Below are 8,246 nucleotides of genomic sequence, written 5' to 3'. Positions count from 1 at the left end.
TGAGAAGAAAACTTCATGAAAGACTATTTCTTTTCCAACTCTACGAGACAACCACCATTTGTATGAATCCTCTACAGCCTTAGGGTTAAAATCCAGCCTTCAATGGGACAGTTCACAGTTCTGTGTTCCATTATATATGACAATGCATGGAATAATGGACTTTAATAGCACAAAATCACAGGAACATCTGTTCTTGACAATGGTAATAATATTGTTTATCCTGTATATAGGATAAACAAAAGAAAGATATATTTTATTATATACAACTAGTTTTAAATGGATGGTAACACTTGATGTTACATGTTCGTTGATAGAACAAAGGATTAAAGACTTCTAAAATGAGGAGGAAAACGAATGACAGAAAAAGGAATCGAATTAATTCTTAAAGAACTGAAATCTGTTAACGAGAGAATTACAGCGATGGAAACGAAAATGGAATCAATAGAAACGAAGATGGCAACAAAAGAAGATATTAAATCTTTAGAACGGAAAATGAAGAGTGTTTCAGACCAAGTCATAGAGAATGCTGAAGGAATAACAGATATTCGGAATAAGCTGGAAAAGTTAGATCTTACAGTTGATATTCTTTCTAGACGTTCAATTGATCAAGAAGCGGAACTGAAAAGAATTAAATAAGTGATAAAAATTAGTTTCTTAGCGAATTTGGCAGAGTACTTAAAACTAAACGATGTACCGCGTTACTTTGTGCATGCGAATGAAGATTTACTCCGCCAGAAAATCTGCCGCATCATCGCGTGGATATGCCGAAGATGATGCGGCAGATGCTTTGATAAGCGATCCTGTTACTCACATAAATAATTGGGAAGGATAAGTTTGCTTCCCAACCAATCTTATCCTGTTTTTTGGATTGCTTTGATTCTCATTCCATTACTTCTTTACTTCAAGCCAATCAAGTATTGCTGGATAAAATGCATTCACATCGGGAATCAGATGCGGTTATCTTTGACTTGGACCCTACACATGCAGGTACTTATGGCAAACAGGAACGGTATAACTACAATGCGCACTATGTTCCCGTCCTTTTGGATTTATCTCCCGTAAATACTACCTCTCAATATTCACAAACACACTCTTCACTTCTGTATAACTCGCAAGTCCATACTCTCCACCCATTTCTCGGCCGATTCCTGACTTCTTAAAGCCACCAAATGGCATGGTTTCCCATTCCAATCCAAAGTCATTGATCCACACCGTCCCGGATTTCAGCTTTTTCGCGATATAATGTCCCGTCTTAATATTTTCTGTCCAGACACTTGCGGCAAGGCCGTAATCACTGTCGTTTGCCCGGCGGATTACTTCTTCTACATCATCAAAAACGAATACCGACATGACTGGCCCGAAGATCTCTTCACGTGCAATTACCATGTCATCCGTAACATCAGCAAATATCGTTGGTTCTACAAAGAAACCTTTGTCCTTTCCTTTTCCTCCTCCAGTAACAAGCCGAGCACCTTCTTTCTTGCCCTGCTCAATATAATCCAAGACACGCTTCTGCTGCTTGGCAGAAACAAGCGGACCCATGTTAGTATCCGGATCCAGTCCAGAACCGAGGCGGATTTTCTTCACCCGCTCTTCCAGTGCGCGTAAGACCGTATCATAGTGCTTGCGGTGGACAAAGATTCTTGTGGTAGCGCTGCAGTTCTGTCCATGATTATACATCGTCCCATTAAATGTACCCTCAATCGCTTCATCCAGCTCTGCGTCTTCCAGAATAATGCTCGGGGATTTTCCTCCGAGTTCCAGCGTTATGTCCTTCACCTGATCAGCCGCTCGGTGCATGACTTCTATACCAGTAGCAGTAGATCCGGTAAATGCAATTTTATCAATTCCCTCATGCGTTGTAAGTGCGTTTCCTGCAACCGGTCCGTCGCCAGGAATGATATTTACTGTCCCATCCGGGAAGCCTGCTTCTTTAAAAAGCTGTCCGACATAAAGCAGGGAAAGCGGTGTTTCCTGAGCTGGCTTAATGACGACAGTGCATCCGACAGCAAGCGCGGATCCAAGCTTCCATGCAGCCATCAATAACGGGAAATTCCACGGGATAATCTGACCGACCACCCCAATTGGCTCATGAACGGTATAGGTCACATAATTTGGAGAAACTGATGTCGTTTTTCCGAGTAACTTTGTTGCCCAGCCCGCATAGTAACGGAATTGCTCAATCGTCCCATCGATATCATCCGTAATCGCAATATGATAAGGTTTGCCGTTATCCAAGGCTTCAAGCTGTGCCAATTCTTCCCGGTGTTCTTCTAAAAGGTCTGCAAATTTATATATCATGCGGGAACGCTCTGCGGCCTCAAGGTCGGTCCATTCGCCTTCATCAAAAGCTTTTCTTGCTGCCTGAACAGCTTTATCAACATCTTCTGCCTGCGCTTCACTAACGGTGGCAATTACCTCTTCTGTCGACGGGTCGAGTACTTCAAACGTTTTTCCACTTTCTGATTCCACGTAATCACCGTTAATATAGAGACCTTTCACACCTTCTAAAAACTCTTGTACTCTAGGCTTCAAATTATAACCTATAGTTTGCATACTCTTTCCCTCCTTTTTTATTGTTTTAAAACATCAAGACTTCCCATCAATTCAATCAGCTTCGCGTCTTCTTCCTCCGTGAGCCCTAATCTCGGTTTGCGGCATGGTCCTCCAGCAAGGCCTTTCAGTTCCATTGCCCTTTTCGAAAAGCTGCACATACTTTCCAGACTCCTCCAGGTAATTACAAAGCGGAAGCAGCCGATCATACAGCCCCCATGCCTTGTTTAGCTCACCGCTTTTTACATGTTCATACAACTCAGTCACGAGTCCCGGCACAATATTTCCAGCTGGAGAAATCCACCCGACTGCTCCGACTAAGAAGGACTCCAACGCAAGGTCCTCAGAACCACAGAACACTTCAATATCTCCTACTCCCTGCCTGGCAATATCTCTTGCTTTTGTAATGTCGCCACTTGATTCTTTAATGTGCGTGATATTAGCGACATCCCTCCCCACCTTTAAAATCGTTTCTGTACTAATATCGACACCTGATGTAAATGGATTATTATAAATCATAATAGGAAACTGAACCGATTCAGCAACCGTTTTGAAATGCTCATAGATTTCATGTTCTTTCGGGTGAGCGTAATAAGAGTTAATCAGCAGTGCCGCATCTGCACCTGTTTTTCCGCCTGCTGTGTATATTCGACCGCATCAGCTGTTGTCTCTGCCGCCGTCCCTACAACGAGCGGAATCCGGCCGTTCACCTGATCGACCGCTATCTCAACCGCCTTAAAGCGCTCCTCCTTCGTCAAGCTGACAAACTCTCCCGTACTGCCGTTAATCGCGATTCCAGCAACACCTTCCTCAATAAAGTGCTCAATGTTTTTCCTGAATCCGTCCCAGTCAATTGCACCATCCTCAAGCATCGGGGTAATTAAAACTGGAAATACACCTTTAATTTTACTCACTTTTTTTCCTCCTTATATTCATTAATTTCCTGATACAACATTTTCAATTGGTTTCTCGTCTTTTGCTTCTTCCGTTCTCCAGATAAATGTATTCGTATAGCCATAAATCAGAGTAATCAGTACGACAAGCAAGTTAAACCAGACAAATGGCAAGTAGCTGAGCGTCGGCACACCGAGCGCTGCTGTCATGAATACCCCACCGTCAGACCACGGGACAAGCGGTGTGGTGACTGTCCCTCCAGCTTCTGTGTTTCTTGAAAGTACACGCCGGTCAATTTTCATCCTATCGTAGTTGTCTTCTGTAACTTTTGTTGCTGTAATTAATGAAACATAAGCTGCCCCAAACACATTTCCCATGAATCCACTTATGACAGTGGATGTTGTAAGTCTGCCCGGATTGATTGCCCATCTCGCAAGGAAATCTCCTACTGCGCGAATAATGCCGATTTTCGCCATGAGACCGCCAACTCCAAGCGCAAGGATAATTAAAGCAATAACATCCAGCATAAAAACAATCCCGCCGCGGTTTAGCAATTCATCAATGAACGCTATCCCCGAAGTAATTTCACTGCCTGCATACATAATATTGATCGCACCAAGGAAAGGTACACCTTGGAAAATAAATGCCCAGATGGAGCCTAATAGTGCGCCGAACATGATAACTGGAATCGAAGGCATTTTCATTGCCAGCATTACCACCACGACTGCAGGAAGTAGCATATACCAGGCGATATTAAAATGTTCCTTCAAGGAAGCCATTATGGAAGTTGCAGCACTCAGATCACCGCTTCCCTGATAGAAGAAACCGACAATCAGAAATAGTGCACCAGCAATTACCCAGGCCGGAATACTGACCCGAAGCATGGATTTAATATGTTCAATGATATCTACTTTTGCAAGAGACGCAGTCATTACCGTAGTATCAGAAATAGGTGACAGCTTATCCCCAACATAACATCCGGAAATGACAGCACCCGCAACAAGCGGAGGAGGGAAACCGAAGCTTGCTCCAATCGCCATCATCGCAATCCCCGCTGTTCCTGCAGAGCCGAAAGAAGTTCCTGTTACGATAGATGTCACTGTGCAGATAAAGAAAGCTGCCAAGAGAAGAATGCTTGGATCAATAATTGACATTCCGTAATAAATTATCGAGGGCACAATACCACCGGCAATCCAGGTACCGATTAAGGCACCAACGGTAATCAGAATCAATACTGCTTCGAGCCCATCATAAATCCCTCTCAGGAGTCCATCCTGCATCTGTTTATAGCGATAGCCAATTTTCAGTCCGACCGCAATGATAAGAAACCATGACACCAGCAATGCCAGGTGAATTGGCAGTTCAAAGAGCACAATAAAAATAAACATCACTGCCCCAAAGCCAATCAGCGCAAACAATATCTCGCCACGATTCGGCAGCCTTAATGCCTTCTCAGATTTCATTTTTTTCCTCCTCTTTATATGGAATTCCTGTACACCCTGCTGGTCTCTGCTCCATGTTTACGTTAAGATAAACCCATCCCGCAGCGGATCCGTTTCATCAAATAAGAATTCATGCGTACCGGTTACAATTGCCCGGAGTAGCACGGAATAACGCTTCTCATCTTCCGGAAGTGTTTCTGCAATAATCGGCTCATCAAAAACACTTCTGTTTTCCAACCACCCCATTTCTGGATACGACTTGCGCAATACTGCAAATAACGCAATCGTGCTGTCAACTCCGGCAGAGCGTGTGATACTGCCGTCTGATTCAAACGTTACGGAACGGGCAAGCCCCTGCTGTGCGGCGGCAAAATCCGCAAGAATTAAACCCGTAAACTCCTCCTTTGCTGCATGCCACTCCTCCACCGTCGTTCTGCCCCATCTTGTTACCTCTGAAATAAAAGTTGTAGTTAACTCAGGAACTTCTTCCGTAAACGGGAAAACCAGATACTTTCTTTGGCCAGCTACTGTCACTTCCTCGCAGACCGGCCTTTTTTCAATAGGGCCGACCTCATCTGTTTCAAATTGCACCTCCTTTACTTCTCCATTTATAAATGAAGTGTTCAGTTCATAAATACCATGTACCGTTTCCACCCGGTAGACACCGCTTTCATTTTGACGAATATTTCCTGTTTCGAGCAGTGCAGTAAGTGCAGCCGCAAGCCCCGGATACTTAAACGTCGCTCCATCATGGCTAAAGAAAAACAGTGAAAAATCTGCATGACGAGATGAAGTAACGATACAGCCTGTCATCCCTCTGTGTCCCCGCGGCTCATTGATAAGCAATGCCTTTTCACTAGCGAAGGAAGTCTGCAAACGTTCATTATTTGCATACACATCCCTTTCATTCAGCCGAATTGGGGATTGGGTTACAATGCGAAATTGCTCGCCTGCAACATGGGTGTCGATTGTAGAAAACATTTTAGACAGATTCATTCTATACCCCCTCCCTTGATTGGTCTTGCATTGGCGGAATCAGAAGATAGCCTTCACGGAGCGGATCACTTTCATCATAGTAAAAGCGGTGCATCCCCATCATCCACGCTGATCCGGTCACCTCCGGAATAACAGCCTCATAGTCTTTGATTTTAATTGCTTCGAGGATTCGGGCTCTGAATAAGGATCCGACAATACTTTCGTGGATAAATTCCTCCCCGACACCAAGCTCTCCTCTTACATACATGGTCGCTATTTTTGCGGATGTACCGGTGCCACATGGTGAACGGTCAATCCCGCCTGGCGGAACAACCACCGTATTCTTCACATCTGCATCGGGGTGGACCGGGTCAGAGAAGAACTCGATATGTGTCAGGCCCTGAATAAATGGGAACTCCGGATGTACGATATTTTCAGCCTCATTAATCGCATTACGGATGGTGATGCCTTTTTCAATAATAGTCGAAGCGTTATCCGGCTCTAAGGAAAGCCCGAGTTTTCTTGCATCTATAATCCCGTAAAAATTCCCGCCGTATGCGATATCACATTCCACTCTGCCGATGCCACTGACGTCGATTTCAATGGACTTCAGAAGGAAAGAAGGAACATTCGCAAATGTCACTTCCACCGCTTTCCCTCCACTTACTTTAATTTTTGTCTCGACAAGTCCGGCTGGTGTATCGATCTTGAGAAACGTATAAGGTTCTTTCACTTCTATCATGCCTGTCTCAATAAGTGCAGTGCAGCAGCCGATTGTATCATGCCCGCACATCGGTAAATATCCTCCCGTTTCAATAAAAATCACACCAATATCTGCATCCGGATGACACGGATCCACAAGCAGGGCCCCGGACATAACGCTATGTCCGCGTGGCTCGTTCATTAAAAATTTACGGATCCAGTCATAATGCTCATGAATATAGAGCATTTTTTCTGACATCGTGTCTCCTTTCAGTTCCGGCAGACCGCTGATCACCGTCCGTGTCGGATTACCTCCAGTATGTGTATCAATTGTGGTAAACAGCATGTCAAATTTCATTTAAACTTTCACCCTTTCTCTGAACCTGTCATAGCGAAGTGGCTCGATTGGTATCGTTTGTTCTTCACCGGAGAGCATCTCCTGAATGACTTTTCCAGTTATTGCTGCAAGACTGATGCCATCCCCCTCATGCCCTGCCGCCACATAAAAACCAGGCACTTCATCAATATGAGAAATAATCGGCAAGTGATCTTCCGTCCAGGGTCGTAAGCCCGCATACGTACGGATGACCGTCATATCGCGTATTTTCGGGAAAAAGCGCATGGCCCGATTTGCCATCACCTTTGTCACATCCCAGTTTACGGTGGTATCGTATCCGACAAATTCCCGGCTGCTCCCAATCAGGAAGTTTTGCGCAGCAGTCGGTTCGAACACGAGTGCAACACCATATTTCTTTGTCTCTTCATCTACCTGCCGTTCTCCACCAAACTTGGAAAGCAAGTAACCAAACTCCTGAATTTTACGGATACCGACCGGTTGTTGCCTTGAAGCAACGATAATTTGTCCTTTCCGTGGGCTAATCGGGATCTTCACCCCGACCATTTCGCCGATAAAGGGCGCCCAGATTCCCGCGGCATTCACTACTCTTTTCGCCGTATAGTTACCCTGGGTCGTTTCTATTATAAATTCTCCGCTTGTTACTTTTTTGAGGCTGGTCACTTCCGTATGTGTATGAATGCGAGCACCTAGTTTCTCTGCCTTGTGAAACAAAGAATATGTCAGCATATAAGGATTTACTGTTGAATCTGTTTTACATTCCAGCCCGCCAAGCAGATCATCAGCAAAGTATTTGGATTCATTCAGCAGGTCTTCTCTGTCAATCATCCGGAATTCAAGTCCCGCTTCAACCTGACGTGCAACCCACTTCTCTGCCGCTTCCATTTCTTCTTCATTTTCACAGACAAAGATACTTCCCGGATAACGGTATTCAAAGGGTATTTCCAGTTCACTGCTCAACTCTCGTACCAGCTTTTGGCTGGCAAAAGACATCTGGCTATCAAAGCCGGGATCTTTATCAATTGCAAGGATATTTCCGTCACACCGGGAAGAAGTGCCGCCTGCAAGCTCTCCTTTTTCCAGAACGGTTATTTCCAGTCCTGCCTTGGTACCATAATAAGAAATAGCTGCACCGATAATACCTCCTCCAATGACGACAATATCCCGATGAGAATTATTGTTCATTGCACCCCTCCTTTCATTCCTGACACTCTGTAAATAGTAATGCAAATAACGTGCCAACTTAAATAACAGATAATAAATAGTCTTATTGCTTTTTCTATAGATACATGTCAAAATATTTTTAAAATTGTCAATATTAATTG

Annotated in this window: 7 protein-coding genes and 1 pseudogene; 2 read left to right on the top strand and 6 right to left on the bottom strand. The window is 44.3% G+C overall.

Features of this window, described 5'->3' with window-relative positions:
* Window positions 1-354: 354 nt before the first annotated feature.
* Together WKU33_RS16855 and WKU33_RS19140 are read left to right on the top strand one after the other, a co-directional pair.
* The gene (locus tag WKU33_RS16855) at window positions 355-636 is read left to right on the top strand and encodes a hypothetical protein (protein WP_340455696.1); all 282 of its coding nucleotides are present in this window, start codon (window positions 355-357) and stop codon (window positions 634-636) included.
* Window positions 637-815: 179 nt separating this feature from the next.
* Entirely contained in the window at window positions 816-1,160 is a 345-nt protein-coding gene (locus tag WKU33_RS19140; protein WP_445321711.1) for a transposase, read from the top strand.
* Here WKU33_RS19140 and WKU33_RS16850 read toward each other — a convergent pair.
* The 6 genes and pseudogenes from WKU33_RS16850 to WKU33_RS16825 all read right to left on the bottom strand — a co-directional run bounded on the left by WKU33_RS16850 (window position 1,066) and on the right by WKU33_RS16825 (window position 8,106).
* On the bottom strand, window positions 1,066-2,556 hold the full coding sequence (locus WKU33_RS16850) for an aldehyde dehydrogenase family protein (RefSeq protein ID WP_340455694.1): 1,491 nt from the start codon (window positions 2,554-2,556) through the stop codon (window positions 1,066-1,068). The two genes, WKU33_RS19140 and WKU33_RS16850, sit on opposite strands and share 95 nt — an antisense overlap.
* Before the next feature lie 17 nt (window positions 2,557-2,573).
* Window positions 2,574-3,467: pseudogene (dapA, locus tag WKU33_RS16845) on the bottom strand (4-hydroxy-tetrahydrodipicolinate synthase).
* 21 nt (window positions 3,468-3,488) lie between these two features.
* The gene (gene nhaC / locus WKU33_RS16840; protein ID WP_340455692.1) at window positions 3,489-4,910 is read right to left on the bottom strand and encodes a Na+/H+ antiporter NhaC; all 1,422 of its coding nucleotides are present in this window, start codon (window positions 4,908-4,910) and stop codon (window positions 3,489-3,491) included.
* A 57-nt stretch (window positions 4,911-4,967) separates the two neighbouring features.
* Window positions 4,968-5,885, bottom strand: coding sequence for a proline racemase family protein (locus WKU33_RS16835; protein WP_340455690.1), 918 nt, complete (start codon window positions 5,883-5,885; stop codon window positions 4,968-4,970).
* Between the two features lies 1 nt (window position 5,886).
* Window positions 5,887-6,924 carry a proline racemase family protein gene (locus WKU33_RS16830; protein ID WP_156857740.1) on the bottom strand — a complete coding sequence of 346 codons (1,038 nt, stop codon included), beginning with the start codon at window positions 6,922-6,924 and terminating at the stop codon, window positions 5,887-5,889.
* Window positions 6,925-8,106, bottom strand: coding sequence for an NAD(P)/FAD-dependent oxidoreductase (locus WKU33_RS16825; RefSeq protein ID WP_156857741.1), 1,182 nt, complete (start codon window positions 8,104-8,106; stop codon window positions 6,925-6,927).
* Between the last annotated feature and the right edge of the window lie 140 nt (window positions 8,107-8,246).

This window comes from Oceanobacillus sp. HCA-5259 (assembly GCF_037892815.1).
Classification (GTDB): domain Bacteria; phylum Bacillota; class Bacilli; order Bacillales; family Amphibacillaceae; genus Oceanobacillus; species Oceanobacillus indicireducens.
This window is presented reverse-complemented; position numbering and strand designations above follow the sequence as displayed.

Excerpts from the sequence above, each read along its gene's own strand:
- WKU33_RS16830 (WP_156857740.1), bottom strand. The coding sequence starts at position 6,924 with ATGAAATTTGACATGCTGTTTACCACAATTGATACACATACTGGAGGT.
- WKU33_RS16855 (WP_340455696.1), top strand. The coding sequence starts at position 355 with ATGACAGAAAAAGGAATCGAATTAATTCTTAAAGAACTGAAATCTGTT.
- nhaC (WP_340455692.1), bottom strand. The coding sequence starts at position 4,910 with ATGAAATCTGAGAAGGCATTAAGGCTGCCGAATCGTGGCGAGATATTG.
- WKU33_RS16850 (WP_340455694.1), bottom strand. The coding sequence starts at position 2,556 with ATGCAAACTATAGGTTATAATTTGAAGCCTAGAGTACAAGAGTTTTTA.
- WKU33_RS16835 (WP_340455690.1), bottom strand. The coding sequence starts at position 5,885 with ATGAATCTGTCTAAAATGTTTTCTACAATCGACACCCATGTTGCAGGC.
- WKU33_RS16825 (WP_156857741.1), bottom strand. The coding sequence starts at position 8,106 with ATGAACAATAATTCTCATCGGGATATTGTCGTCATTGGAGGAGGTATT.